Origin of the sequence: Heliorestis acidaminivorans (assembly GCF_008933955.1) — a bacterium.
GTDB classification, from domain to species: Bacteria; Bacillota; Desulfitobacteriia; order Heliobacteriales; family Heliobacteriaceae; genus Heliorestis; species Heliorestis acidaminivorans.
Genome location: NZ_WBXO01000033.1, coordinates 1 through 1,201, shown reverse-complemented (window position 1 = coordinate 1,201; position 1,201 = coordinate 1). Strand labels below are relative to the sequence as shown.

Here is a 1,201-nt window from a genome sequence, read left to right as displayed (position 1 = left end):
GCGGCTGAAGAGGACGGTTTGCTAAACCGTTAGTGGGCGTAAGTCCAGCGAGGGTTCAAATCCCTCCCACTCCGCCACCAAATTTGCCAGTGTAGCTCAATTGGTAGAGCAACTGACTTGTAATCAGTAGGTTGCGGGTTCAAGTCCTGTCACTGGCTCCACTTATAGCACGGGGCGTAGCTCAGCTTGGTAGAGCGCTACCTTGGGGTGGTAGAGGTCGCACGTTCAAGTCGTGTCGCTCCGACCATTAAAACCCCAAATCAGCGGTCGTGGCGGAATTGGCAGACGCGCTAGATTCAGGTTCTAGTGGTCGCAAGGCTGTGGAGGTTCAAGTCCTCTCGACCGCACCAATTAAGCGGAAGTGGCTCAGTGGTAGAGCATCGCCTTGCCAAGGCGAGGGTCGCGAGTTCGAATCTCGTCTTCCGCTCCATTTGCGCCCGTAGCTCAGTGGATAGAGCACTGGTCTCCGGAACCAGGTGCGCAAGTTCGATTCTTGCCGGGCGCACCATGAAGTGATTACAGGGGAGTAGCTCAACTGGCAGAGCGGCGGTCTCCAAAACCGTAGGTTGCGGGTTCAAGTCCTGTCTCCCCTGCCAAAACCTTTGAAACCATTGATATATCGGGCTTTGTGGGCTTTTTGGAAGCTTCAAGTAAAGCACCGAAAAATCGTTAAAAACTGCGATATAAAAGAGTAAACCGTTGGCCTATTTACAAAGTAGGTCAGCGGTTTTTTCGTTATTTCTGGCCAGAAAACTTGTCAGAAAGGCGATGAAAAGACGATGAGAAGGGAAGAACATTGGTGTTCACGTAACGCCATATATGTTCAGACACGCCTCGGCCTTGCATCATTTGCGAAATGGAGCAGATGTGTTTACGGTTCAACGTATTCTTGGTCATGCTGATTTGAATATGACGAAACGATATCTAGCGTTAACTCAAAGTGATGTGAGGGAGGTACACAGTTTGACTTCGCCAGTGAATGATATTTTAGATACGGGCAGGAAAAGGGTTCGGTCGTTGGCGAAGAAAAAGTAACAACAACGAGTCTTATTCCTTATACTATAGACTTCAAAAATATGGTATATTAGTAAGAGAGATTCTATTTACGGCAAAGAGGTGAAGCCTATGGACAAAAGAACCTTAATAGAAATGAAAAATATTCTTACTTCAGAGCAAGCCAGAGCAATTCTTGAAGTGAAGG

The 1,201-nt window shown here is 47.8% G+C and carries 1 protein-coding gene and 6 tRNA genes; all 7 read left to right on the top strand.

The window, feature by feature from the left end:
• Positions 1-85 precede the first annotated feature (85 nt).
• The 7 genes from F9B85_RS14080 (at position 86) to F9B85_RS15090 (ending at position 1,035) form a co-directional block, all read left to right on the top strand.
• Positions 86-161: transfer RNA gene (locus tag F9B85_RS14080), tRNA-Thr, on the top strand.
• A gap of 9 nt (positions 162-170) precedes the next feature.
• Positions 171-247: transfer RNA gene (locus F9B85_RS14075), tRNA-Pro, on the top strand.
• Between the two features lie 16 nt (positions 248-263).
• Positions 264-350, top strand: a tRNA-Leu gene (locus F9B85_RS14070).
• Positions 351-355: 5 nt separating this feature from the next.
• Positions 356-430 (top strand) — tRNA-Gly (locus F9B85_RS14065).
• A gap of 3 nt (positions 431-433) precedes the next feature.
• Positions 434-508: transfer RNA gene (locus F9B85_RS14060), tRNA-Arg, on the top strand.
• Positions 509-520: 12 nt separating this feature from the next.
• Positions 521-596 (top strand) — tRNA-Trp (locus tag F9B85_RS14055).
• 199 nt (positions 597-795) lie between these two features.
• Positions 796-1,035, top strand: coding sequence for a tyrosine-type recombinase/integrase (locus F9B85_RS15090; protein ID WP_423245058.1), 240 nt, complete (start codon positions 796-798; stop codon positions 1,033-1,035).
• Positions 1,036-1,201 lie beyond the last annotated feature (166 nt).